Origin of the sequence: Microbacterium azadirachtae (assembly GCF_025583665.1) — a bacterium.
Classification (GTDB): domain Bacteria; phylum Actinomycetota; class Actinomycetes; order Actinomycetales; family Microbacteriaceae; genus Microbacterium; species Microbacterium azadirachtae.
This window is the reverse complement of record NZ_CP099706.1, coordinates 622,231-645,339: the sequence shown is the minus strand read 5'-3', so window position 1 is coordinate 645,339 and position 23,109 is coordinate 622,231. Positions and strand designations below refer to the sequence as shown.

The following is a 23,109-nucleotide window of genomic DNA, read 5'->3' as shown; positions in this document are numbered from 1 at the left end:
GCGGATCGTCGGACCGCGTGCAGATCGTGACGTCCCTCGCCGGGAATCGTGACTCGGATCCGGCGATCGCGCACGTGTCACACTTCCGCGCCGGGATCCGACATCCCGATGAGAGCCGCACGAGCGCCGACGAGATCCGTCGGCGGAGACGGCCAGGAGAGGAATCACGATGACCCGGATCGACATGGGCCGCACCAACAAGCTGGGCTACGCCGCGGTGCTCGGACTCGAGGCGTACTCCCGCAAGAGCGTGGAGCCGAGGCTGTACGAGCTGATCAAGCTGCGCGCCTCGATCCTGAACGGATGCGGCTTCTGCGTCGACATGCACGCGACCGAGGGCGCGAAGCGCGGCATCCCGCAGCGCACCCTGCATGCCGTCGGGGCCTGGCAGCATGCCAAGGCGCTCTTCGAGGAGCGCGAGCTCGCCGCCCTCGCACTGACCGACGCCGTCACCCGGCTCGGTCCGGAGACCGTGACCGACGAGATCTGGAACGCCGCCGCGCAGCACTTCGACGACGGGGAGCTCGGGGCCCTCGTGCTCGCGATCTGCACGATCAACGTGTGGAACCGCGTGGCCATCGCCACCGAGATGACGCCGCCGATCGACGACAAGCATCCGATCGTCTGAGCCGTGCCGGGACGCTACCGTGAAGCCATGACCCTCGTCTCGCCTGCGACCCGCGCGTGGCAGGCCGAGCGGGGGCGGCTGATCGGCATCGCCTACCGCATGCTCGGCGACTACGGCCACGCGGAGGACGTGGTCTCGGAGGTCGCGATCGAGGCGCTGCAGCAGGAGCGCGCCGAGGACGCCGGCGGATCCTCCGACGCTCCGTCGAAAGCCCGCGTGCGGTCGTGGCCGGCGTGGCTCACGACCGTGTGCGTGCGCCGTTCGATCGACCGCGTGCGCGCGCTCGCCGCGGTGCGCGAGGACTACATCGGCCCCTGGCTGCCGGAGCCCGTCGCCACCGAGCGCCTGCCCGAGGATGCGGTGGCCGACCGCGAGCTGCTCTCGCTCGCGCTGCTGCACATGGCGGAGCAGCTGACGCCCGAGGCGCGGGCGGCCGTCGTGCTGCACCGGGCGTTCGGGATGACGGCGGTGGAGATCGGGCGGATCCTCGAGAAGACGCCGGCCGCCGTGAGGCAGCTCCTCTCGCGCGGCGAGCGGCGGCTGCGCCTCGCCGACGAGCCCGGTGCGCGAGCGGCGGATCCGGCCGCCCTCGGCGCGCTGCTCGCCGCGGTCGAGCACGGCGACGTCTCCGGCGTGCTCGCGCTCCTCGCCGACGACGCCATCCTCTGGAGCGACGGCGGCGGTCGGGTGCGCGCCGCACGCAACCCGATCTTCGGCGCCGATCACGTGCGCCGGTTCCTCCTCGGCGTGCTGGGCAAGGCCACCGCCGACCCGGGTCTGCCGTTCGGCGTGGCGCTGCTCGACGTCAACGGCGAGCCCGCGGTCGCATTGACCCACTCGGGGCGCACCGACGTGCTCACGCTGGAGTTCGGCGACGACGGCCTGATCCACGGGCTCCGCCAGGTGTGCAATCCCGACAAGCTCGCGCACGTGCTCTGAGCACGCCGCCCGCGGCACGCGGCACGCGGCACGCCGCTGACGGACCGCGACGATCTGCACGCCCTGTGACGATCTGCACACGGATCCGGCCGGAGCGGGTGCGGATCGTCGCATCATGTGCAGATCGTCGCCGGGGCTGGCGTCACCCCCGGCGGACGACGGCACCCACCGGCGCCACGCGAGCCGGCAGGCCTCAGTCCAGCAGGTGCCGGGTGTACCGCGCGGGCGCGTCGAGGAACGCGCGCCAGTGCTGGACGAGCTCCAGATCCTGCCACTCGACCGGGCGCAGCCCCCAATCCCCGACCTCGAGGATCGTCGCGCCGGGAAGGGCGGCGAGCACCGGCGAATGCGTGGCGCAGAGCACTTGGCCGCCCTCGTCCGCGATCCTCCGCAGCACCGCGATGAGGCTCAGGGTCGACGAGAACGACAGCGCCGCCTCGGGCTCGTCGAGACAGTAGAAGCCCGGGTCGTCGAAGCGGGTCTCGAGCAGCGCGAGGAACGATTCGCCGTGGCTCATCTCGTGATACCGCGGCTCCGGTCCCTTCGACGGGTTGTCCTCCAGATAGGTGTAGAACGAGTGCATCGTCTCGGCCCGCAGGAAGAAGCCCCACCGGTTCGCCCCGACGCCGCGCTGGATGCGCAGCCACTCCGACAGCGGAGACTCGGTCGCGCGCGTGCTGTGCCGGGCCTGACGCGAGCCGCCCTCCGGGGACAGCCCGTAGGCCACGGCGATCCCTTCGACGATGGTCGACTTGCCGCTGCCGTTCTCGCCCACGAGGAACGTGATGCCGGGATCCAGGTCGATCCCCTCGCGCAGCACCTGGGCCACCGCCGGGATGCTCGCCGGCCACTCTCCGCCGGGCGCCGGAGCGTCGTCCGCCGGACGCACCGCGACGACCGGCTGCTGCCGGCGGCGCCGGCTGCGCGGCTCCCAGAACGGATCCATCTCACTCCTCGGACTCGGATCCATTCTGCGGGTCGTCGCCGACACGCGACCGTCAGGCGTTGCCCAGAACGGAGCCGGAAGGATGGACGCATGACCCAGGCGACGAGCGAACCGACCGGGACGAGGCGCGCGACGCCGCGCCGCGGTGCGGTCGTCGCGCTGCTTCTGACGAGCGTGCTGCTGACGGCGATGGTGCTGCTGGGGGCGGCGCCAGGACCGCTCGGCACCGCGATCGCCGTGACGCTGCCCTGGCTGGGCTTCGTCCTCGTCCCGCTCGTGATCGGCGCGCTGGTGGTGAGGCCGCGCACGGCGTGGACCGCGGCGGTGCCCCTGGTCGCCTGGACGGTGGCGCTGTGGGGCTTCCTGCCCGTGCCCTGGCAGGGCGACCCGGCCCCGGCGGACGGCCGTCTGCTCGTCGCCACGCAGAACGTCGAGGCCGGATCCGGCACGGGCGCGGAGTCCGCGCGTGTCCTCGCCGCCGACGGCGCCGCGATCCTGGCCTTCACCGAGCTCGACGGCGACTCGGGCTCCGCGATCGCCGACGAGCTCGCCGACGCCTACCCGCACTCCTACCGGGTGGGCACGGTCGGCGTGTGGAGCCGGTACCCGATCGTGGACGAGGAGGCGCTCGACCTGGGCCTCGGCTGGAAGCGCGCGCTGCGCGTCGAGGTGGACGCACCCGGCGGCGCGGTGAGCGTCTACGCCGTGCACGCCGCGTCGCTGCGGCCGGGCGCGCAGGGTGCACGCGACGCCATGCTGTCCGCCCTGGGCGAGCGGATCCGGAAGGATCGCACCCCTCGGACGATCGCGCTGGGCGACTTCAACGCGGTGTCGACGGATCCGGCTCTCGCCGCCGTCTCCCGGGAGCTCGGCGAGGTGCGGTTCGGCGGTCTCGCGCCGTCGTTCACCTGGCCCGCGTCGTTCCCGGCGGTGCGGATCGACCACGTCTTCCAGCGCGGATTCGCCTCGGCCGCCGCCAAGACCACCGCCGCCGGCCGCAGCGACCATCTCGCGATCGTCGCCGCGCTGCAGGGCTGAGAGCCGGGCGGATCCGTCGGGTCTCGGATCCGCCCCCGGCCGTCAGCCGACGACCATGAGGACCCGGGCGTCGTCAGCGACGGCCCCGGGTCCTGAAGCGACCGCGCCGTCGCTCCGAGTCGCGTCCGGCAGCACCAGCGCCTCCATTGCTGTCGCCGTGCTACCGCCCGCGCTCACTCTCCCCGAACGCACCACGACCGCACGCACGTCGGCCGGCAGAGGGGTCGTGCCGTGCAGGTCGGAGAAGACGAGGGAGGGCGTCGCCCTGGCCGGCACCGAGGAGAGCACCAGCACCCGGCTCAGCTCGGCCGCGCGCAGCTGCGGGCGGCGCAGTTCGAGGAAGGCCCCCGCGTAGTGCAGCACGCGCTCCTTGCGCAGACCCACCGCGGCCCCCGGCCCGACGCCCACCTGGGGCCCGCCGATGCCGGCGAGCACGTGCGCCGCGTCCGGCGGGAGGTGCAGCACCCCCTCCGGGCCGCGCAGCTCGACGAGCTGGAGCATCCAGTGCAGCTCCCCGCCCGCCCCCCACTGACCGCAGATCTCGCGGACGTGTCCGCCGCCGGCGACGAGCCCTCGCCGGGGCAGGTCCCGCAGGCGTGTGAGCCTGGTCGGGGCCGGCCCCGGAACGAAGGTTGCCGTCGTCATCGGATCAGACCCGCGCTCCGATGAGGACATAGCCCTCTTCGCCGTGGACCACGGTGTCGAGGCCGGCGATCTCGTCCTCGTCCTTGACCCGGAAGCCCATGGTCTTCTGGACCACGAAGCCGATCACGAGCGCGAGCGCGAAGGAGTAGACCAGCACCGCTCCTGCGGCGAGCGCCTGGGCCGCGAGCTGCGCGAAGCTGCCGCTGTAGATGAGGCCCGTGCCGTTGGCGAAGAAGCCGAGGTACAGCGTTCCGATGATGCCGCCGATGAGGTGGATGCCGACCACGTCGAGCGAGTCGTCGAAGCCGAGCTTGAACTTCAGGTCGATCGCGAGCTGGCAGACCGCGCCGGCGAGGAGGCCGAGGACGACCGCCCAGATCGGGGTGAGGGCGGCGCAGGCCGGGGTGATCGCGACCAGACCGGCGACCGCGCCGGACGCGGCGCCGACCGACGTGGGCTTGCCGTTGCGGATCTTCTCCATCACGAGCCAGCTGAGCAGGGCGGCCGCGGGGGCGGCCAGCGTGTTCACGAACGCGATGGCGGCGGTGCCGTCGGCGCCGAGCTCGGAGCCGGCGTTGAAGCCGAACCAGCCGAACCACAGCAGGCCCGCGCCCAGCAGCACGAACGGCGGGTTGTGCGGCACGTCGGCGCCCTTCTGGAAGCCGATGCGACGACCGAGCACCAGGGCGAGGGCGAGCCCTGCCGCTCCGGCGTTGATGTGCACGGCTGTTCCTCCCGCGAAGTCGATCGCGCCCACGCCGAGCATGTCCTGCAGACCCTTGGTGACCCAGCCGCCGTAGGCGTAGCTGCCGTCCTTGTTGAGTCCGAAGTTGAACACCCAGCTGGCGACCGGGAAGTACACGACGGTCGCCCAGATGCCGGCGAAGACCATCCAGGATCCGAACCGGGCGCGGTCGGCGATCGCGCCGGAGACGAGCGCGACGGTGATGATCGCGAACGTCGCCTGGAACGCGACGAACGCGAGCGGCGGGTACGCGGCGCCCTTCGGCACCTCGAGCAGGCTGTTCAGGCCGATCGCGGACCAGTCGATGGTCCACGGGGCGATCAGGCCCTTGCCGCTCGGGAAGGCGATCGCGTAGCCGAAGACGACCCACAGCACGCCGATGAGCCCGATCGCGCCGAAGCTCATCATCATCATGCTGATCACGCTCTTGGCCTTGACGAGGCCGCCGTAGAAGAACGCCAGACCTGGCGTCATGAGCAGCACGAGGGCTGCACAGATCAAAACGAAGGCGGTGTTCCCCTGATCCATGGGTCCGCTCCTCTCTCAGTGAGAACGCTCCTGCAGCGTCGGGTGCTGAAAGGCTCCCACCGGCGCGTTTCGCCTCGACGCGCACTGTGTTTCCGGGGCGTTTCGGCATCGGCGTGCCGCGTGAACACCTCGTTACAGGATCCGGATCCGGCGCCTCCCGTGCGTCTCCCGCGCCCGCCCCGCCGCCGCGGCACGGCGACCTGAGAGGATGTGGTCATGCGCGCGGTGGTGTTCGATGCGGTCCGTTCCGTTCCCGAAGTGCGAGCGGTGGCGGAGCCGGAGCTGCCCGCCGACGGCGTCCTGGTCAGGGTCGCGGCCACGGGTCTGTGCCGGAGCGACTGGCACGCCTGGGCCGGGCACGACGACATCGCGTTCCCGCACGTGCCGGGGCACGAGCTGGCGGGGACCGTCGCCGCCGTCGGCCCCGAGGTGACCCGGTGGCGCGTGGGCGATCGCGTGACCGTGCCGTTCGTGTGCGGCTGCGGACGCTGCGAGTGGTGCCGATCCGGCAACGCCCAGGTCTGCCCCGACCAGCAGCAGCCCGGATTCACGCACTGGGGCTCGTTCGCCGAGGTCGTCGCCCTGCACGCCGCGGATGTGAATCTCGTCGCGATCCCGGACGAGGTGGACTTCGCGACGGCGGCGAGCCTGGGCTGCCGCTTCGCCACCGCCTTCCGGGCCGTCGCCGGGCGCGCCCGGGTACGCGAGGGCGAGTGGGTCGCCGTCGTCGGCGCGGGCGGCGTGGGCCTCAGCGCCGTGATGATCGCACAGGCGCACGGGGCCAGGGTGATCGCCGTGGACCGCAATCCGGAGGCCCTCGCGGTGGCCCGCGAGGTCGGCGCCGAGCACACCCTCCTCGCCGACGGGCGGGACATCCCCGCCGCCGTCCGCGCATTGACCCACGGCGGCAGCCACGTCTCGGTCGACGCCGTCGGCAGCGAGCAGACCCTCGCCGACGCGATCCTGGGCCTCCGGCGCCGCGGCCGGCACGTGCAGATCGGGCTGCTGCCGCCGATCGACGGGCATCCCCGCGTGCCGATGGACCGCGTGATCGGCTGGGAGCTCGACCTGCTCGGCAGCCACGGGATGGCCGCCGCCGACTACCCCGCGATGATGTCGATGATCGCCGACGGGCTCCTCACCCCGCAGCGGCTCATCGAGCGCACGATCGGACTCGAGGAGGCCGCCGCGCTCCTGCCCGGCTTCGACCGTGCGACCGTGGCCGGCATGACCATCATCGATCCGCAGCGGGCCGGCTGAGAGGTCGCCTCGGACGCCACCGCCGCGCGCGCACATGCCGTCCGGTGCATACGTGTGCGCGTAGCGTGAGCCTCAGCGAACGGCGCCCGCCCTTGGCTTCCGCCCGGCTCCGGCCGGAGACCCGTTAGGCGCCTCGCATGACCTCCACTTCCGTCAGTCCCCCCTCCCAGCTCGGACCGGTGCGCCAGACGTACGCGCGGCAGGAGGACTTCCCGCCGATCGCCCGCGCCTACATCGAGGTCTCGCGCGTGGTACGGGAGACCGGGCTGATGCGCCGCACGCCGCGGTTCTACGCACTGATCGGGGCGGCGGTCGCGGTGGGCTTCGGAGCGGTCGTGACCGGATCGGTGCTGCTCGGCGACAGCTGGTTCCAGCTGCTGATGGCCATGGCTCTCGGGATCCTGTTCACGCAGGTCGCATTCCTCGCCCACGAGGCGGCGCACCGGCAGATCCTGGCGAGCGGGCCGGCGAACGACCGGCTCGCGCGCGTCCTCGCCGCGGTCGTCGGGATGAGCTACTCCTGGTGGGACTCCAAGCACAGCAGGCACCACGCCAACCCGAACAGGGTCGGCAAGGATCCCGACATCGAGGTCGACACGATCTCGTTCCTGGACGAGGACGCCGCGCAGGCTCGGGGCCTGCGCCGGTGGATCACGCGCCGCCAGGGCTGGCTGTTCTTTCCGCTCCTCACCCTCGAGGGGCTGAACCTGCACTACCTCGGGATCAGGCACCTCGTCGGACGCCAGCCCGTGAAGGGCCGCTGGGCCGAGATCGGCATGATCGCCGCGCGCTTCGCGCTCGTGCTGACCCCGATCTTCCTGCTGCTGCCGCTCGGCAAGGCGGCGGCTTTCGTCGGGGTGATGCTGGCGGTGTTCGGCGTGTACATGGGCGCTTCGTTCGCCCCCAACCACAAGGGCATGGCCGTGATCGCGCCGGATGCCCGGCTGGACTTCTTCACGAAGCAGGTGCGCACCTCCCGCAACATCCGCGGCGGCTGGTGGGCGACCGCGCTGATGGGCGGCCTGAACCATCAGGTGGAGCATCACCTGTTCCCGAGCATGTCCCGGATGCACCTCGGCCGGGCTCGGGAGATCGTCCGCGAGTTCTGCGACACGCACGGCGTCCCGTACACCGAGACCTCGCTCTGGCGCTCCTACGCGATCGTGATCGACTACCTGAACCGCGTCGGGCTGGCCGCGCGCGATCCGTTCGACTGCCCGATCACGGCGCAGTACCGGCGGGCCTGACCGCCCTCAGGATCCTTCCGCGCGGGCGAGTCCCGGCGAGGGCTCGCCGACCGGGAGCCCCAGGCGCCCGCGCGTCGCGACAATCAGCACGAGCGCCGTGGCCGTGAAGCCGATGAGCACCGGCAGCAGGCCGTACTCGTCGAAGATCGGCGCGGGGAACAGCGGCGAGGCCACCCGGTTCGCGAACGTGTTGAACGAGGCGTGCATCAGCATCGTGATCAGCAGGCTGCCGCCGGCGTGGTTGAACACCCAGGTCATCATGATCGTGAGAGCCGTGATCATGACCACGAACATGACCACGTTGGCGATCGTGGGCGGCGTCCACACGCCGCTCCAGAACAGCGGCAGATGCCAGCAGGCCCACAGGCCGCCGAGGAGGACGCTGCCCCGCAGCGGTCCGAAGCGGTCCTGGAGCCGCGGCAGGGCGAACCCGCGCCAGCCCGGCTCCTCCCCCAGCGGCCCGCCGAGCAGGAACGTCATCAGGAACGCGAGCGGGTACGCGGCCAGCAGGGCCGGGAGGATCGGCCGGTAGGTCTGCAGCGCTCCGGGCACGACGATCGTGCCCAGGATCACGATGAGCGGGACGCCGATCAGCAGGAACAGGTACCAGAGGATCCCGACGCGCCACTGGACGTAGCGGCGCAGCAGGCGCACCACACCCGCCCTGCCGTCCGTCACCGCGGTCACGACGAACGCGCCCACGGTCGGACCGAAGGTCGCCGCCACCACGGCGATCGCGACGGCCGGCTTGGGGAGTGCGGGCAGAGCGCCCTGCGCAGACAGGGCGACGGGCACCTCGATGACCCAGGAGACGAGGTACGCGATCACGAAGTACGCCGTGAGCGGGTGCCGGGCGATCACGCCCTGCGGCACCGCCGGGGAGGAACGATCGATGTTGCCGACGACAGCCATGAGGATGACCTTTCCGCCAGCGACGGGGCCCGAGGACAGGTCAGCCGTTCGCCATGTCTCATGGTCCCACCCGGCGCGCCCCGCCACCAGATCCATCCGCGAACGCGTCCACCGGCAGGACGCTCATGATCCTCCCCAGCGGATCCCGAGGACGCCGGGGCCGAAGCCGTGCCGCATCGCGTGCGCGATGCGACCGTGGACGACCGCCCGCTGCGCCCACACCTCGTCGCCGGTGTCCGACTCCACGTACTCCTCGCACCAATCGGGATCCGCCCCCTCGGGGAAGACGACGCGGATCAGGGTCTCCTTGGTCGGACGCGCCGTCGCATGCCACGCGCTCCTCCGGGCGGGGTAGTCCCGCGGAAGCTCCTCGGTGAACTGCAGAGTGAACGTGGATCCCGCGGTCGCGGGCTCGTCGAGCTCGATCACGATGCCGGAGACCAGGCGGCCCGGATGCTGGTACTCACGCACGAGACGCCCTCCGACCACATCGAGGATCCTGCTCATCGCATCCGTCTCCTCCGGCGCGACGTCGATGAGCGGCAGCTCCGTGACCACGCCGCGCACCACCTGGACCACGGAGACGAACTCGGTCCGGTCCACGCTCCCGTCCCGATGCGTGTAGGCGGTCATGTGGGTCGAGATCTCGCGGATGTCCGCCTGTGCGGCGGCGGCCAGCGCCGCGAAGGTCTCCTCCGTCTCCCGACGCGCCCGCTCTTCGAAGGGCACGAGCGGCTCCGGCTGCACCCCCAGCCGCGCGGTGGGGTTGACCAACGAGGACAGGGATCCCGGATCCAGGCCCAGGATCTGCTCCAGATCGTCGACGGCGCTGAGCGATGCGGCGGCCTCGGGTCGGCGCTGACCGGATCGCCAGTAGCTGAGCGTCGCGATCGAGATCGGGTTGCCGTGGTCGGCGAGAAGCGCGTGCACGGCGGTGAGCGTCAGGCCCCTGTGATCGAGTGCGCGACGCAGCGCGCCCGCAAACGTCTCGGGATCCGACGTCGACTCGTCCGCCACAGCCACCTCCCCGGGAAGCCCGCCGATCCCAGTTGTACAACACGGCGGCCGCTCGGAGGGCCGCGAGCGCCCCAACGTCGGCGACCGGGGGATTTCACACCGGGCCCGTCCGGCTGTGAAGGCGCACCTCCTAGCATCGCCGTGCTGCCCATGCCCGGGGGCGGCACGAGGGGAATGAAAGATGCCCGACGCCCCGTCCGAGGACGACGATGCGACCCCGCCGCGGCGGCCGATCGTCACAGGCGCGGCCTGGGACCTGGCCGTGATCCTGTGGGTGACGGCGGACCTGCCCGCGACGGACGAGGAGACGGATCCATGACGGTCGCGGCTTACGCGTCCGCCGAGGCCCGCAGCGCCCGCTCCAGTGCCGCGCGCGCGGACGCGTCCACCGTCGGCGCCGTCACGAGGAAGATGCGCCGCTCGAACACGGCGTCGGCGATCTCCACGGTCGCAACCGCGTCCAGGTGCGCAGGCAGCGCGAGCTCCGGCACGAGCGCGACCCCGAACCCGGCGGCGACGTACGCCGCCACGACCGCGTAGTCGTCGCTGCGCATGGCGATCCGCGGAGCGAACCCCGCCTGCTCCGCGGCCCGGGCGAGTGCGGCGTCGACGGGATCCTCGTCCGTGGCGCCGGCGATCCATGCCTCGCCGCGGAGGTCGGCGAGCGGCACGCCCGTGCGCCCGGCGAGGGGATGCGCGGGGGGCACGATCACCGCGAGGTGCTCCTGGCGCACCGGGATCATCCGGAAGCCGGGCGGCAGGATCGTCGGCCGCCCCGGCGCGTCGTACACGATGGCGGCGTCGAGGCGGAGCCCCGCGACGGCCGCCATGAGCGGATCCAGCTCGGCCTCGGAGACCACGGGCTCGAAGCCCGCCTGCTGCAGCGCACGCACCACCTGGGGCAGCAGGCGCGCTCCGGCGGAGGGGAACACGCCGATCGCGATGCGCCGCCGGCCCGCGGCGACGAGCTCGCGCACCTCGTCGACGGCGCGCTCGGCCCGGTCGAGCATCGCCACGGCGTGCGGCAGCATCGCCTCGCCGACCGGGGTGAGCCGGGTGCCGCCGGATCCACTCGTCACGACCGGAGCGCCCAGCTCGCGTTCGAGACCGCGGAGGTGGTGCGTCACCGTCGGCTGGCTCCAGTGCAGCGCCGTCGCCGCGCGCAGGACGGATCCCTCCTCCGCCACGCTGCGCAGGGCTCTGAGCTGCCTCAGGTCGAGCATGCCGTGCTCCATAGTGGGTATCGATCAATGAAGATATGTCTCTATTCCTCATCGTAGCCCGCGTCGCCAGAATCGATCCGTGACGACCACGCCCTACGCCGACGCCCTCCGCCGATTCGCCGCCCGCGACCTGCAGCGCCTCAACGTGCCCGGGCACAGCGCGGATCCCGCCGCCGCTCCCCTGCTCGCGGACTTCTTCGGCGAGGACGTGCTGCGCTACGACGTGGAGCCCCTGCTCGACGGCATCGACAAGGGCCGGGAGAACCCGCTCGAGGAGGCGCGCGAGGCCGCGGCGCGGGCGTGGGGCGCACGCCGCACCTGGTTCCTCACCAACGGCGCGTCCGAGGCGAACCGCATGACCGCCCTCGCCCTGTCCGCGTTCCGCACCCCCGACGAGATCGTGGTCGCGCAGCGCAGCGCGCACTCGAGCTTCTTCGACGGCATCATCCTCGGCGGACTGGACCCCCGCTTCGTGCAGCCCACGATCGACGCCCACCACGGCATCAACCACGGGGTCACGCCCGAGGCCATGCGCGAAGCGCTCGAGGGCGTGGACGCGAAGGCGGCCTACATCATCAGCCCGAGCTACTTCGGCGCGGTCGCCGATGTGCAGGGCATCGCGGCCGTCTGCCATGAGGCCGGCGTGCCGCTGGTCGTCGACGCCGCCTGGGCCGCGCACTTCGGATTCCACCCGGAGCTCCCCGCCAACCCGATCGCACTCGGGGCCGACCTCGTCGTCTCGTCGACGCACAAGATGGGCGGCAGCCTCACCCAGTCCGCCATGCTGCACCTCGCCGACAGCCCGTACGCGGACGAGCTGGAGCCGCTCATCGACCGCGCCTTCATGTTCACGCAGTCCACGAGCGCGAGCTCCCTGCTGCTCGCCTCGCTCGACCTCGCGCGGGCGGCGCTCGAGGACGGCCACGACCGCATCGGCGCATCGATCGCCGCGGCCGCGGCGCTGCGCGACGCGGTGCGGGCGACCGACCGCTTCCCGATCGTGAGCGACGGCTTCGACGCCTTCCCCGACATCGTCGGCCACGATCCCCTCCGGGTGTCGATCGACGTCGGCGCCGCGGGCCTGCACGGGCACACGGTGCGCGAGGAACTGCTGCGCACCGCCGGGATCATGACCGAGATCTCGACCGGATCCTGCATCGTCGCCTTTGTGGGCCCCGGAACGACACCGGATCCGGTCCGCTTCGTGGCGGCGCTCGAGGCGCTGCAGCCCGTGGGCGCCCTCGCCGCGCGCGACGACGCCGCGTCCGTGTCGCTGCCGTCGCCCGGGCCGGGGGTGATGCGGCCCCGCGATGCGGCGTTCGCGCACACCGAGGTCGTCCCGGCGGCCGAGGCTGTCGGACGCGTCTCCGCCGACTCCCTCGCGGCGTACCCGCCGGGGATCCCGAACGTGCTGCCCGGCGAAGTGCTGACGGCGGAGACGATCGCGTTCCTCCGCGGGATCGCGGCGACGCCCGGCGGGTACGTGCGCGGTGCCGTCGACGCCCTCGTGGACGGGGTGCGCGTGGTCGTCGGCGACCACGGCTAGACCTCGTCGATCGGGCGCTCGTCCACGATCCGCCGTCTTCGAGTGGAGCGAGGGCGATCCGTGGGACTACCGTGGGTGCACCCCCGATCGACACCAGCCAGGACCGGTCCCGGTCCGAACGAGCGGGCGACGCGCGACGATGCCGCCGCCCTGAAAGGACGCAGCACCATGACGTCGATCGCCCAGCAGCTCCTGCGACGAAAGCCGATCCCGCGAGAATCGGGGGACTCCCGCTGAGACGCACGATCGGCCTCTTCCCCCTCATGGCGATCGGCATCAGCGCCACGATCGGCACGGGGATCTTCTTCATCATGTCGCAGGCGGTGCCGCTCGCGGGGCCCGCCGTGGTGTGGTCGTTCGTCATCGCCGGCATCGTCGCCGGCCTCACCGCGCTCTGCTACGCGGAGCTGGCCGGGGCCGTCCCCGTCTCCGGATCCACGTACTCCTACGCGTTCGCGACCCTCGGCGAGGGCACGGCGATGGTCGTCGGCGCGTGCCTGCTGCTCGAGTACGCGGTCTCCGCCGCGGCGGTCGCCGTGGGCTGGTCGCAGTATGTGAACGAGCTCATCGGGAACCTCTTCGGCTGGCACCTGCCCGCCGCGCTCAGCAACGCCCCCGAGGAGGGCGGCGTCGTGAACCTCCCCGCCGTGATCCTGGTCGCGCTCTGCGCGGTCCTGCTGATCCGCGGCACCAGGGAGTCGGTGCTGACGAACGCGATCATGGTGTGCATCAAGATCGCCGTGCTGCTGTTCTTCATCGCCGTGGGCGTCACGGGGTGGAACTCCGACCACTTCGCCGACTTCGCGCCGTACGGGATCGGCGGCATCGCGGCCGGCGCGGGCGTGATCTTCTTCTCCTTCGTCGGCCTCGACGCGGTCTCCACCGCGGGCGAGGAGGCGAAGAACCCCCGGCGCAACCTGCCGCTGGCGATCATCGGGGCGCTCCTCGTCGTCATCACGCTCTACATCGGCGTCGCCGTGGTGGGCATCGGGGCGCAGGATCCGAAGAAGTTCGAGAACCAGGAGGCCGGGCTCTCCGAGATCCTCACCCACGTCATCGGCAGTTCCTGGCCCGGCACCGTGCTCGCGGCCGGCGCCGTGATCTCAATCTTCAGCGTGACCCTCGTGACGATCTACGGGCAGACCCGGATCCTGTTCGCCATGGCGCGCGACGGGATGGTGCCGAAGGTGTTCGCGAAGGTCAACGAGCGCACCCGCACCCCGATCCAGAACACCATCATCGTGTCGACCGTGGTCGCGGTGCTCGCCGGCGTGATCCCGATCAACTTCCTCGCCGAGATGACGAGCATCGGCACCCTCGCCGCCTTCCTCGTCGTGTCGGTCGGCCTCATCATCCTCCGCGTGCGCGAGCCCGAGCTGGAGCGCGGCTTCAAGGTGCCGCTGTACCCGATCACGCCGATCCTCTCGATCCTCGGCTGCATCTGGATCATCACGCAGCTGCGCCCGATCACGATCGCGGTGTTCGCGATCTGGGTCGCCGTGTTCCTGGTGTTCTACTTCTTCTACGGTCGACGACGCTCGATCCTGGAGCCGGGCAACGAGCTCGGCGACCCCGATGTGCCGTTCACGGCCGTGGTGCGCCAGCCCGGCACGCACGACGGGGTCGAGCGATGAGCGTCCTCGTCGGCGTCGACACCGGCCGCCGCTCCGAATCGGTGCTCGCGCTCGCCGCTCAGCTCGCGAACTCGCTGCAGACCGATCTCGTGGTCGCCGCGGTCGTGGCGTCGGCCTGGCCTCCGTCGCGCGCCAGCGTCGACCACGAATGGCGCGAGCACCACCATGCCGCCGCCGATCTGGTGCTGGACCACGCCGCGAGCGTCTTCGGCGGCCAGGTGAAGGCGCGCTATCTCGTGCACGAGGCCTCGTCGGCCCGGCGCGGACTGCTCGAGCTCGCGGAGCAGGAGGCACCCGATGCCCTCGTGCTCGGCTCGTCGGCCCAGGGCGAGACGGGACGCATCGCCCTCGGGGCCGTGTCCGAAGCCCTGCTGCACGCGTCGCCGGTGCCCGTCGCGATCGCGCCCGTCGGCTACCGCGCGGGCCTGGACTCGCGGATCGTGCGACTCACCGCCGGCTACGGCGGGACCGAGGCCGCGGAGGATCTGGTCCTGGGTGCAGCGACGGTCGCCGCCCGCGCCGGCGGCGCGCTGCGGATCGCCTCGTTCGCGGTGCGACCCGAGGCCGAGACCGGCATCCTCTCGGGTGCGGGCGGCCGCGCCGAAGACCCCGTGCTGATCGAGTGGGTGGAGCAGATCCGGCGCCACGCGTCGGCGATCATCGACGAGGTCGAGGAGCTGGATCCCCGCCCGCGCGTCGATGACGCCGTGATCGGCGTCGGCGGCTCCTGGGCCGCCGCGATCGACGACATCGGCTGGGGCGAGGGCGAGCTCCTCGTCGTCGGCTCGAGCAGCCTGAACCCGCTCGCCCGCGTGTTCCTCGGCTCGCACGGCGTGAAGATCGTGCGCAACTCCCCGGTTCCGGCGCTCGTCGTGCCGCGCGCCGCGGCGTGGGGCTGATCAGCGACGACGGAACGTCCGACCGGAGACGCCGGTGGGTGTGATCCGCACCCACCGGTCCTTCGGCTCGGGCGCCCAGGGCGTGACCCCGGTGTCTTCGGCAGCCAGGGTCTCGGCGTCACGATCGAACTCCTCCGCCTCGCCCTTGACCACGACGCTGAAGGCCTCGGCGGCGTCGGCGCCGTCGACCTCGAACGCGACGCGCTGCCGGATGGTCAGCTCCAGCAGCTTGGTTCCCGCCGCAGTGCGGAAGACGATCGCGCCGTCGAGCACCGCGTGGTTGATCGGGAAGATGTCGATCTCGTCCGCCGCGGCCGCGGCGATGCGGCCGTACGGCGCGGCGAGGATCCGCTCCCAGCACTCGCTCTCGGTGAGAGCCCGTGTCGGCTCCCGTCCTTCTTCGATGTCCATGCCCCGATGATGATCCGCCCTCGCCGCCGACGATGGGCCGAAGGTCCCGTGGTCACCGCGGATCCCCGGGGCGGGCCGTCCGCTCAGCGGGCGCCGCTCCAGCTCCAGTCGGCCACCTCGGGGATGTCCTCGCCGTGCTCCCGGGTGTACGCGCGAGCACGCAGCCGCGCGTCCTGGAGCTCCTGACGCAGCCCGGCGCAGCGCTGGGCGAGGCCCGGCACGCGGTCGATCGCGTCGATCGCGAGCTGGTACCGGTCCAGGTCGTTGAGCATGACCATGTCGAACGGCGTGGTGGTCGTGCCGTTCTCCTTGTACCCGCGCACATGGAGGTTGTCGTGCCCGTGGCGCTTGTAGGCGAGCCGGTGGATGAGCCAGGGATAGCCGTGATACGCGAAGACGACCGGGCGATCCACCGTGAAGATCGCGTCGAACTCCCGGTCCGGCAGTCCGTGCGGATGCTCGCTCTCGGACTGCAGCCTCATCAGATCGACGACGTTGACCACCCGCACCCGCAGGTCGGGAAGCGTCTCGCGCAGGATCTGGGCGGCCGCGAGCACCTCCAGGGTGGGGATGTCACCGGCTGCGGCGAGGACCACGTCCGGATCCTGCCCGGTCACCTCCGTCCCGGCCCACTCCAGGATCCCGAGGCCCCGCGTGCAGTGGTCGACGGCCTCGTCCATGGTGAGCCAGTTCGCGGCGGGCTGCTTGCCCGCGACGACGACGTTGACGTAGTCGACCGAGCGGAGGCAGTGGTCGTACGTGGACAGCAGCGTGTTCGCATCGAACGGCAGGTACACGCGCACGACTTCCGCGCTCTTGTTCACGACGTGGTCGATGAAGCCCGGATCCTGGTGGCTGAAGCCGTTGTGGTCCTGCCGCCACACGTGGCTCGTCAGCAGGTAGTTGAGGCTCGAGATCGGCCGCCGCCAGGGGATCCGCCTGGTCACCTTGAGCCATTTCGCATGCTGGTTGAACATCGAGTCCACGATGTGGATGAAGGCCTCGTAGCAGGTGAACAGGCCGTGGCGACCGGTCAGCAAGTACCCCTCGAGCCACCCCTGGCACTGATGCTCGCTGAGCATCTCCATCACCCGGCCGACGCGGGCGAGGTGGTCGTCGGTGGGGAGGATCGCCGCGGCCCACTGCTTCTGAGTCGCCTCGTAGACCGGAGGCGCGAGGCGGTTGGAGGCGGTCTCGTCAGGACCGAAGATCCGGAACGTGGAGGGGTTGCGTCGGATGACCTCGGCGAGCCAGGTGCCGAGCACTCGCGTCGCCTCCGCCGTCGTGGCGCCGGGTGACGGCACGTCCACGGCGAAGTCGCGGAAGTCCGGAAGCGACAGTGGAGTGCGCAGCAGCCCCCCGTTGGCCACGGGGTTCGCGCTCATGCGGAGCTCGCCCTGGGGGGCGAGTCGATCGATCGACGCGGAGGGCGCCCCGGCGTCGTCGAACAGCTCCTCGGGGCGATACCGCCGCATCCACTCTTCGAGGATCCGGAGATGCTCCGGTGTGTCCCGCGCGCTGGCGAGCGGCACCTGGTGGGCGCGGTACGTCCCCTCCACGAGCACGCCGTCGACCTCGTGCGGGCCGGTCCATCCCTTGGGCGTGCGCAGAATGATCATCGGCCACTCCGGGGTCGCCGTCACCGGGTCGTCCGAGTGGTAGCGGCCCACCCGCGCGTCCGCCCGGATCCGCGCGATCTCGTCGAAGACGGACTCGAGCAGCGCCGAGAACCGGCGATGGATGCTGATCGGATCCTCACCGTCGAACCCCGCCGTGAACACGTAGGGGGTGTAGCCGTAACCGCGGAACAGCTCGACCAGACGGCGCTCCGGGATGCGTGCCAGCACCGTCGGGTTCGCGATCTTGTAGCCGTTCAGGTGCAGGATCGGCAGCACCGTGCCGTCCTGCACCGGGTCGAGGAACTTGTTCGAGTGCCAGCCCGTCGCCGCCGGTCCCGTCTCCGCCTCGCCGTCGCCCACGACGCAGGTCACGACCAGCTCCGGGTTGTCGAAGGCGGCGCCGAACGCGTGGCTGAGCGAGTAGCCGAGCTCGCCGCCCTCGTGGATCGACCCCGGCGTCTCGGGCGCGACGTGGCTCGGGATCCCTCCCGGGAAGGAGAACTGACGGAACAGCGCACGCACACCGTCAGCGTCGCGCGTGATACGCGGATACACCTCCGAGTACGTGCCGTCCAGATAGGTGTTGGCGACCATGCCCGGCCCGCCGTGACCCGGCCCTGTGACGAAGATCGAGCTGAGCGCGCGATCCCGGATGACCCGGTTGAGATGCGCATAGAGGAAGTTCAGCCCCGGCGTGGTGCCCCAGTGCCCGAGCAGTCGCGGCTTGACGTCCTCGGGCACGAGAGGCCGGCGCAGCAACGGGTCGTCCAGCAGGTAGATCTGTCCGACGCTGAGGTAGTTCGCCGCCCGCCACCAGGCGTCGATGCTCCGCAGGTCCGCATCGGGGACGACGCGTTCGGAGGCGGAAGCGGGATGGTTCTGCGGGGTCTCGCTCATGCTCACAGCCTGGTCCTCTCATCGTGGTCGGCACGGGCCTTTGGTCCCGGTTCGGTCGCGGACTCCGTCAGCGCGCTCTCCGGCGTCAGCGGGCCGCGAAGGGCGCGCAGGGCGTAGAGGATCGTGGCGAGATCGACCAGCTCCTGGATCAGCGCCCCCGCGACGGCAGGGATCACGCCGCTCATGGCGACGACCATGAGCGTGATGCTGAGCGCGATCCCGATCCAGATCGCCGTCAGCGCCACGCGCACCGTGTGCCTGCCGATCTCGACCGCGTGAACCACCTTGGCGAGGGAGTCCACGAGGATCACGGCGTCGGCGGCCTCCCCCGCCGCGGTCGCACCCTTGGCTCCCATCGCGATCCCGACGTCCGAGGCGGCGAGCACGGGGGCGTCGTTCACTCCGTCGCCGACCATCACGAGCGGGCGCGGACGCAGGTCCCGGGCGAGGCGCACCTTGTCGTCGGGAAGGAGCTCGGCGTGCACCTCGTCGATGCCGACCGTCTCGGCGATCGACGCAGCCGTCGCGTGCGCGTCGCCGGTGAGCATCACCACACGGTCGATGCCGTGGCGCGCCAGCCATGCGACCACGCCTCGAGACTCGGCGCGAGGCGCATCGGCCAGCACCAGCGCCCCGGCGTGACGGCCGTCGATCGCGACATAGGCGGCCGCCTCCCCCGGCGCGAGGTCGGTGCGCGAGAACGCCGGCACGAGCGACGCGACGTATGCGGGCTTTCCGACGACAACCACCCGTCCTCCGATGCGCGCCATGACGCCGTTGGTCGCGACCTCGCCGGCGTCCTCCGCGGTCAGCAGAGCGAGCCCCCGGGACCGGGCTGCCGCGCGGATCCCCTCGGCGAGCGCATGGGAGGAGTACTGCTCCGCCGATGCGGCCAGCTGCAGCACCTCGTCGGCCGAGAATCCCGCCTCGGGGCGGACGTCGATCAGTGCCGGACGACCGCGGGTGAGCGTGCCGGTCTTGTCGAACGCCGCCGACCGCACCCGCGAGAGGGTCTCGATGACCGCTCCCCCCTTGAGCACGATCCCCGCCTTCGCCGACCGCGACAGCCCGCCGAGGAATGCGACGGGCGCGGCGATCAGGAGCGGGCACGGCGTGGCGAGCACCAGCACCTCGGCGAACCGCACGGCGTCCCCGGACACCGCCCACGCGATTCCTCCGAGCAGCAGCGAGACGACGGTGAACGGGATCGCGAACCGGTCGGCGAGCCGCACCACGGGTGCGCGCGACTCCTGCGCCTCGCGCACCAGCATCAGGATCTGCTGGTACTGACTGTCGACGCTGCGCCGCACGGCGCGCGCCCGGACGACGCGACTTCCGTTGACCGCGCCCGACAGCAGGATCTCGCCCGTGCGGCGCGTCACCGGCAGGCTCTCCCCGGTGAGCGAGGACTCGTCGAACGCCGCCTCGTCCGTGACCATCTCACTGTCGACGGGCACGATCTCGGACGGACGGATGAGGAGGAGATCGCCGACGGCGACGTCGTCGACCGGCAGATCGCGGACGCTCTCGGCACCGTCCTCGCCGTCGACCGAGACGACGTGCGCGCTCTGCGGCGACCGTTCGAGGAGCGCGGTGAGCTCGCGCTTGGCGCGGCGGGCGGCGAAGTCCTCCAGCGCCTCGCCCCCCGAGAGCATCAGCACGATGATGAGCGCGGCCACGTACTCGCCGACGAGGAGGGTGGCGGCCATCGCCACGATCGCGAGGACGTCGAGTCCGAACCGGCCGCGGATCATCTCGCGGATCATCCCGACGAGGGTCCAGACCACGAAAGCGCCGACGACGATCGTCGCGAGCCAGCGGGCCGCGGCGTGACGGCCGGTCGCATCGAGCACCAGGACCACGACGAGGGTGAGGAGGGCGAGGGGGATCGCGGGTTGCCGCCTCATCGTCTTCCACACCATGCTCTCGCGTTCTCCTCCCCGACGGCACATCTCTGCGTCCCCCCAGCCTTGCGCTCCCCCTCGACGGCGGCAAGTGACTTTCGTCCCGGCGCGCCTGCGGAACGCGTCGCAGGGTGAGGGCATGAACACCACTGCGAACGCGCCGATCCTCGTCGGCGTCGACGGATCGGAACCCTCGCTCGACGCCCTCCGCTACGCGGCCACGCTCTCCGAAGCGCTCGACCGCCCTCTCCGCGTCGTCATGACGTGGGACTACGCCGCTCTGATCGATCTGTACCCGACGCCCGATCGTTCGCCGGACGAAGAGACGGCGGTGCTTCTGGACGCGGCGATCAAGGACGTGTTCGGCGAGGATCCCCCGGCATCGTTGAGCGCTGCGGTGATCGCAGGCCCGCCGCCGTCCGTGCTGATCGACGAGAGCCGCGACGCGGAGATGCTCGTGCTGGGCAGCCGGGGCCGCGGCGGCTTCGCCGGTCTTCTGCTCGGCTCTGTGAGCGCGACCTGCGCGACGCACGCGCACTGCCCGGTGCTCATCGTGCGCCACGAGAAGCGGAAGGGCTGACGAACGGGGTCGACCTCGTCGGAGCTAGCCCTCGTGGCGCCGGCCGCGCTCGATCTCGAAGACGGCCGCCTGCGTGCGGTGGTCCAATCCCAGCTTGCTGAGCAGCCCCGACACGTAGTTCTTGACCGTCTTCTCCGCGAGCCCCAGCCGTTCTCCGATCTGCCGGTTGGTGAGACCGTCGGCGATGAGGGCGAGGATCTGCCGTTCCCGCAGCCCCAGGGATCCGAAGCGGGGGTCCTCCCCGGGGGCATCGCGCATGCGCTGCATCGCGGTACGCTCCGCGCTCGGGTGCAGGAGCCGGCGCCCCGCGGCGACGCCGCGGATCGCCTCGAGCAGCTCGGCGGCGCGGACGCTCTTCAGGAGATACCCGGCGGCGCCTGCCATCACGGCGGCGAACATCGCGTCGTCGTCGTCGTAGGCCGTCAGGATGAGGCACTGCACGCGCGGGAAGTCCTGACGGAGCTGCCGGCACAGATCGATCCCGTTGCCGTCGGGGAGGCGGACGTCGAGCACCGCGACGTCGGGCTGCGTCGCGGCGATCCGCCCGAGCGCGTCATGGACACTGGCTGCCTCTCCCACGACCGTCAGGTCAGATTGGCCCTGGATCACTCCCGCGAGCCCCTGACGGACGATCTCGTGATCGTCGACGAGAAACACACCGCTCATCGGATCTCCCCTTGCTCTGCGCTCATCATGCCGCACCGCGACAGCGGATCCACAGGCCGTAGGTCCCTCGGATGCCTAGACTCCGTAGTGTCAACGGCAGGACGGCGGCGATGGACGAAGAGCCTCTCACGTTCCCCGATGTCCCCCGCCTCGAGCTGGAGCGGACCATCGCGGAGCTGATGGACCGCGCCCAGCAGGTGCTCGCGGCTCAGGGTCGGCTGCGGAGCCTGCTCGGCGCCACCCGTGCGGTGAGCGAGGACCTGGACCTCGATGCGATGCTCCGCCGGATCGTTCGCGCCGCGATCGAGCTCGTCGGCGCACGGTACGGCGCCCTCGGCGTGATCGATGAGGACGGGCTGCTCGAACGGTTCATCCATGAGGGGATCGCCGACGAGGTCGTGCAGGAGATCGGCGCTCCGCCGACGGGGCACGGACTGCTCGGCGCCGTGATCGAGCAGGGACAGACCATCCGGATCCCGCGGATCGCCGACGATCCCCGCTCGGTCGGCTTCCCCGCGCACCATCCACCGATGGACGCCTTCCTCGGCGTTCCGATCCGCGTCAGGGGGCGGACCTTCGGCAACCTCTACCTCACGGACCCGCAGAAGGAGCGCTTCTCCGACGAGGACCAGGAGATCATCGAAGCGCTCGCCGTCACCGCAGGGGTGGCGATCGAGAACGCGCGCCTGTATGCCGAGACGCACCGTCGTGAACGGCTCGGCGCGGCCCTTTCGGGCATCACCGCAGCCCTGCTGTCGCCCGACAGCGGGGACGCGCTCGGCATCGTCGCCGACGCCGTCGCGACCGTCGTGCCGGCCGAGCTCGTCGCGATCATCACGCCGGAGGAGGACGACCGCCTGCGCATCGATGTCGCCCGGGGCTCGGGGGGCCCGGCGATCGAGGGAACCCACTATCCCGCCGAGGGTGCGCTCCCGGCGCGGGCGATCAGAGAGAACGCGCTGATCGTCGAGCGGCTTCCCGCACCCGTCGACGCCGTCCTGCGCCCTTTCGGCCATACGGTCGCGGTCCCGCTGGTCGTGGCCGGCGCCCCCGTCGGCGCCCTCTGCGTGTCCCGGAGCAGCGCCACCTACAGCCCTGCCGAGCTCCTCACCATCTCCGACTTCGCCTCCCAGGCGGGGATCGCGATCTCACTGGCCAGGGCCCGAGAGCAGCACCAGCGGCTCGAGATCGTCGAAGACCGAGGGCGCATCGCCCGCGACCTCCACGACCACGTCATCCAGCGGCTGTTCGCGACGACGCTGGGCTTGCAGGGGATCGCGGCCGCCGATCCGTCGCTCGCGGTGGCCCTCGAGCGGCACATCGACGAGGTCGACGGGGCCATCGCGGACATCCGGACCGCGATCTTCGCTCTGCGGCATCGCCCGGACAGCGATGATGCCCTCCGCAGTCGCCTGCTCGCGCTGGTCTCGGGGGTGTCCCCGCGCCCCCGGATCAGCTTCACCGGCCCCGTCGACCTCGCGGTCACCGGAGACCTCGCAGACGATCTCGTCGCCGTCGTCCGCGAGTCGCTCGCGAACATCACCCGGCATGCGAACGCCACCACGGCGCTGGTCACCGTGGTGGTCTCGGAGGCGGAGGTCGTCGCCATGATCGAGGACGACGGCGACGGCCTGCCCCCGACGATCGACGCCAGCGGCATCTCGAACCTCGCCGCGAGAGCGGAACGCCTGGGCGGCGCGTTCACGGTCGCGAACCGCGAGGAGGGCGGCGTCCGCGTGCGCTGGAGCGCACCGCTGCCGCGCGGCGGCGACGCCCGCCCCTGACGTTCCGTCCCTCGGGTGACCAAAGTCCCGCACGGGGACGC

The 23,109-nt window shown here is 71.6% G+C and carries 20 protein-coding genes and 1 pseudogene; 11 read left to right on the top strand and 10 right to left on the bottom strand.

Going from position 1 to position 23,109, the window contains the following annotated elements; translation table 11 throughout:
• The first annotated feature begins 169 nt into the window (after positions 1-169).
• Both NFX31_RS03060 and NFX31_RS03055 read left to right on the top strand, forming a co-directional pair.
• The gene (locus tag NFX31_RS03060) at positions 170-628 is read left to right on the top strand and encodes a carboxymuconolactone decarboxylase family protein (RefSeq protein WP_091478454.1); all 459 of its coding nucleotides are present in this window, start codon (positions 170-172) and stop codon (positions 626-628) included.
• 27 nt (positions 629-655) lie between these two features.
• A complete protein-coding gene (locus tag NFX31_RS03055; RefSeq protein ID WP_262956759.1) occupies positions 656-1,567 on the top strand; it encodes a sigma-70 family RNA polymerase sigma factor in 912 nt (303 codons plus the stop codon).
• 193 nt (positions 1,568-1,760) lie between these two features.
• Here the strand turns inward: NFX31_RS03055 and NFX31_RS03050 are convergent, their stop codons facing one another.
• Positions 1,761-2,513 (bottom strand): AAA family ATPase, encoded by a 753-nt coding sequence (locus tag NFX31_RS03050; protein ID WP_045251608.1) that lies wholly within the window; start codon positions 2,511-2,513, stop codon positions 1,761-1,763.
• Positions 2,514-2,603: 90 nt separating this feature from the next.
• On the opposite strand from NFX31_RS03050, the gene NFX31_RS03045 reads away from it, so the two are divergent.
• On the top strand, positions 2,604-3,551 hold the full coding sequence (locus tag NFX31_RS03045) for an endonuclease/exonuclease/phosphatase family protein (RefSeq protein WP_262956758.1): 948 nt from the start codon (positions 2,604-2,606) through the stop codon (positions 3,549-3,551).
• A gap of 42 nt (positions 3,552-3,593) precedes the next feature.
• Here NFX31_RS03045 and NFX31_RS03040 read toward each other — a convergent pair whose 3' ends face one another.
• Together NFX31_RS03040 and NFX31_RS03035 are read right to left on the bottom strand one after the other, a co-directional pair.
• The gene (locus NFX31_RS03040; RefSeq protein WP_045251607.1) at positions 3,594-4,196 is read right to left on the bottom strand and encodes a hypothetical protein; all 603 of its coding nucleotides are present in this window, start codon (positions 4,194-4,196) and stop codon (positions 3,594-3,596) included.
• A 4-nt stretch (positions 4,197-4,200) separates the two neighbouring features.
• The gene (locus NFX31_RS03035; RefSeq protein WP_091478469.1) at positions 4,201-5,469 is read right to left on the bottom strand and encodes an ammonium transporter; all 1,269 of its coding nucleotides are present in this window, start codon (positions 5,467-5,469) and stop codon (positions 4,201-4,203) included.
• Positions 5,470-5,685: 216 nt separating this feature from the next.
• On the opposite strand from NFX31_RS03035, the gene NFX31_RS03030 reads away from it, so the two are divergent.
• Positions 5,686-6,729, top strand: coding sequence for a zinc-dependent alcohol dehydrogenase family protein (locus NFX31_RS03030; protein ID WP_262956757.1), 1,044 nt, complete (start codon positions 5,686-5,688; stop codon positions 6,727-6,729).
• A gap of 137 nt (positions 6,730-6,866) precedes the next feature.
• A complete protein-coding gene (locus tag NFX31_RS03025) occupies positions 6,867-7,976 on the top strand; it encodes a fatty acid desaturase family protein (RefSeq protein ID WP_045251604.1) in 1,110 nt (369 codons plus the stop codon).
• Between the two features lie 6 nt (positions 7,977-7,982).
• On the opposite strand, the gene NFX31_RS03020 is transcribed toward NFX31_RS03025, so the two are convergent.
• Both NFX31_RS03020 and NFX31_RS03015 read right to left on the bottom strand, forming a co-directional pair.
• On the bottom strand, positions 7,983-8,888 hold the full coding sequence (locus tag NFX31_RS03020; protein ID WP_262956756.1) for a CPBP family intramembrane glutamic endopeptidase: 906 nt from the start codon (positions 8,886-8,888) through the stop codon (positions 7,983-7,985).
• A 123-nt stretch (positions 8,889-9,011) separates the two neighbouring features.
• Entirely contained in the window at positions 9,012-9,905 is an 894-nt protein-coding gene (locus NFX31_RS03015; protein ID WP_262956755.1) for a helix-turn-helix domain-containing protein, read from the bottom strand.
• A gap of 181 nt (positions 9,906-10,086) precedes the next feature.
• Between NFX31_RS03015 and NFX31_RS03010 the strand changes: the two genes are divergently transcribed.
• Positions 10,087-10,224 (top strand): hypothetical protein, encoded by a 138-nt coding sequence (locus NFX31_RS03010; RefSeq protein WP_262956754.1) that lies wholly within the window; start codon positions 10,087-10,089, stop codon positions 10,222-10,224.
• A gap of 10 nt (positions 10,225-10,234) precedes the next feature.
• Here the strand turns inward: NFX31_RS03010 and NFX31_RS03005 are convergent, their stop codons facing one another.
• Positions 10,235-11,128 (bottom strand): LysR family transcriptional regulator, encoded by an 894-nt coding sequence (locus NFX31_RS03005; protein ID WP_262956753.1) that lies wholly within the window; start codon positions 11,126-11,128, stop codon positions 10,235-10,237.
• A 79-nt stretch (positions 11,129-11,207) separates the two neighbouring features.
• On the opposite strand from NFX31_RS03005, the gene NFX31_RS03000 reads away from it, so the two are divergent.
• From NFX31_RS03000 to NFX31_RS02990, 3 genes and pseudogenes are all read left to right on the top strand, one after another.
• On the top strand, positions 11,208-12,674 hold the full coding sequence (locus NFX31_RS03000) for an aminotransferase class I/II-fold pyridoxal phosphate-dependent enzyme (protein ID WP_262956752.1): 1,467 nt from the start codon (positions 11,208-11,210) through the stop codon (positions 12,672-12,674).
• Between the two features lie 168 nt (positions 12,675-12,842).
• Positions 12,843-14,308, top strand: a pseudogene (locus tag NFX31_RS02995) (amino acid permease).
• Complete coding sequence (locus tag NFX31_RS02990; protein ID WP_262956751.1) at positions 14,305-15,207, top strand: universal stress protein; 903 nt, start codon at positions 14,305-14,307, stop codon at positions 15,205-15,207. Before NFX31_RS02995 ends, NFX31_RS02990 begins: the two are co-directional and overlap by 4 nt.
• On the opposite strand, the gene NFX31_RS02985 is transcribed toward NFX31_RS02990, so the two are convergent.
• The 3 genes from NFX31_RS02985 to NFX31_RS02975 all read right to left on the bottom strand — a co-directional run bounded on the left by NFX31_RS02985 (position 15,208) and on the right by NFX31_RS02975 (position 20,041).
• A complete protein-coding gene (locus tag NFX31_RS02985) occupies positions 15,208-15,618 on the bottom strand; it encodes a pyridoxamine 5'-phosphate oxidase family protein (protein WP_091478482.1) in 411 nt (136 codons plus the stop codon).
• 83 nt (positions 15,619-15,701) lie between these two features.
• Complete coding sequence (locus tag NFX31_RS02980; RefSeq protein WP_262956750.1) at positions 15,702-18,134, bottom strand: phosphoketolase family protein; 2,433 nt, start codon at positions 18,132-18,134, stop codon at positions 15,702-15,704.
• A gap of 2 nt (positions 18,135-18,136) precedes the next feature.
• Positions 18,137-20,041, bottom strand: a complete 1,905-nt coding sequence (locus NFX31_RS02975; protein WP_262956749.1) for a heavy metal translocating P-type ATPase — start codon at positions 20,039-20,041, stop codon at positions 18,137-18,139.
• Between the two features lie 136 nt (positions 20,042-20,177).
• Here NFX31_RS02975 and NFX31_RS02970 point away from each other — a divergent pair, with 136 nt between their 5' ends.
• On the top strand, positions 20,178-20,618 hold the full coding sequence (locus NFX31_RS02970) for a universal stress protein (protein WP_045251597.1): 441 nt from the start codon (positions 20,178-20,180) through the stop codon (positions 20,616-20,618).
• A 24-nt stretch (positions 20,619-20,642) separates the two neighbouring features.
• Here NFX31_RS02970 and NFX31_RS02965 read toward each other — a convergent pair whose 3' ends face one another.
• On the bottom strand, positions 20,643-21,284 hold the full coding sequence (locus NFX31_RS02965; RefSeq protein WP_262956748.1) for a response regulator transcription factor: 642 nt from the start codon (positions 21,282-21,284) through the stop codon (positions 20,643-20,645).
• A gap of 110 nt (positions 21,285-21,394) precedes the next feature.
• Between NFX31_RS02965 and NFX31_RS02960 the strand changes: the two genes are divergently transcribed.
• Entirely contained in the window at positions 21,395-23,068 is a 1,674-nt protein-coding gene (locus NFX31_RS02960; RefSeq protein WP_262956747.1) for a sensor histidine kinase, read from the top strand.
• Positions 23,069-23,109 lie beyond the last annotated feature (41 nt).

Excerpts from the sequence above, each read along its gene's own strand:
- NFX31_RS03035 (WP_091478469.1), bottom strand. The coding sequence starts at position 5,469 with ATGGATCAGGGGAACACCGCCTTCGTTTTGATCTGTGCAGCCCTCGTG.
- NFX31_RS03030 (WP_262956757.1), top strand. The coding sequence starts at position 5,686 with ATGCGCGCGGTGGTGTTCGATGCGGTCCGTTCCGTTCCCGAAGTGCGA.
- NFX31_RS02990 (WP_262956751.1), top strand. The coding sequence starts at position 14,305 with ATGAGCGTCCTCGTCGGCGTCGACACCGGCCGCCGCTCCGAATCGGTG.
- NFX31_RS03005 (WP_262956753.1), bottom strand. The coding sequence starts at position 11,128 with ATGCTCGACCTGAGGCAGCTCAGAGCCCTGCGCAGCGTGGCGGAGGAG.
- NFX31_RS03045 (WP_262956758.1), top strand. The coding sequence starts at position 2,604 with ATGACCCAGGCGACGAGCGAACCGACCGGGACGAGGCGCGCGACGCCG.
- NFX31_RS03025 (WP_045251604.1), top strand. The coding sequence starts at position 6,867 with ATGACCTCCACTTCCGTCAGTCCCCCCTCCCAGCTCGGACCGGTGCGC.
- NFX31_RS02970 (WP_045251597.1), top strand. The coding sequence starts at position 20,178 with ATGAACACCACTGCGAACGCGCCGATCCTCGTCGGCGTCGACGGATCG.
- NFX31_RS02965 (WP_262956748.1), bottom strand. The coding sequence starts at position 21,284 with ATGAGCGGTGTGTTTCTCGTCGACGATCACGAGATCGTCCGTCAGGGG.
- NFX31_RS03055 (WP_262956759.1), top strand. The coding sequence starts at position 656 with ATGACCCTCGTCTCGCCTGCGACCCGCGCGTGGCAGGCCGAGCGGGGG.
- NFX31_RS03020 (WP_262956756.1), bottom strand. The coding sequence starts at position 8,888 with ATGGCTGTCGTCGGCAACATCGATCGTTCCTCCCCGGCGGTGCCGCAG.
- NFX31_RS03040 (WP_045251607.1), bottom strand. The coding sequence starts at position 4,196 with ATGACGACGGCAACCTTCGTTCCGGGGCCGGCCCCGACCAGGCTCACA.
- NFX31_RS02985 (WP_091478482.1), bottom strand. The coding sequence starts at position 15,618 with ATGGACATCGAAGAAGGACGGGAGCCGACACGGGCTCTCACCGAGAGC.
- NFX31_RS02980 (WP_262956750.1), bottom strand. The coding sequence starts at position 18,134 with ATGAGCGAGACCCCGCAGAACCATCCCGCTTCCGCCTCCGAACGCGTC.
- NFX31_RS02975 (WP_262956749.1), bottom strand. The coding sequence starts at position 20,041 with ATGAGGCGGCAACCCGCGATCCCCCTCGCCCTCCTCACCCTCGTCGTG.
- NFX31_RS03050 (WP_045251608.1), bottom strand. The coding sequence starts at position 2,513 with ATGGATCCGTTCTGGGAGCCGCGCAGCCGGCGCCGCCGGCAGCAGCCG.
- NFX31_RS03060 (WP_091478454.1), top strand. The coding sequence starts at position 170 with ATGACCCGGATCGACATGGGCCGCACCAACAAGCTGGGCTACGCCGCG.
- NFX31_RS02960 (WP_262956747.1), top strand. The coding sequence starts at position 21,395 with ATGGACGAAGAGCCTCTCACGTTCCCCGATGTCCCCCGCCTCGAGCTG.
- NFX31_RS03010 (WP_262956754.1), top strand. The coding sequence starts at position 10,087 with ATGCCCGACGCCCCGTCCGAGGACGACGATGCGACCCCGCCGCGGCGG.